The following is a 429-nucleotide window of genomic DNA, read 5'->3' as shown; positions in this document are numbered from 1 at the left end:
CAAAAACAAAAACGACCCTGTGACCATCAAAATCGATCTCACAGAGGCACAGTTAGCTCAGTTTAGTGAGCGTAAGCCGTTCTTTCGCGGTGTTTCTATCCAAAGTAAGCTGACGCGTGATTATCCTTATGATGAGCTATTTGCTCATGTGATCGGTTACGTTGGTCGTATTAACGATAAAGAGTCTAAGCGTATTGATAAGGACCGCTATGCAGGTACTGATCTGATCGGTAAGATTGGTATTGAAGACTATTACGAAGATATTTTGCTTGGGCAACCAGGCTATCAGTCGGTAGAAACAGATGCTCACGGCAATATCCTACGTCAATTGGACACGAAACCGCCTACCTCTGGTAACGATATCACGTTGAGCTTGGATTATGGGCTGCAAAAGGTCGCCCAGCAGCAGCTAGATGGCCGCCGCGGTGC

1 pseudogene is annotated in these 429 nt (G+C 46.4%); it reads left to right on the top strand.

Annotated elements, in window-relative coordinates:
* Window positions 1-429, top strand: a pseudogene (locus B3V51_RS12340) (penicillin-binding protein 2); the annotation flags it as partial.

Source organism: Psychrobacter sp. UBA2514, from assembly GCF_002341255.1.
Taxonomy (GTDB): Bacteria; Pseudomonadota; Gammaproteobacteria; order Pseudomonadales; family Moraxellaceae; genus Psychrobacter; species Psychrobacter pacificensis.
This window is presented reverse-complemented; position numbering and strand designations above follow the sequence as displayed.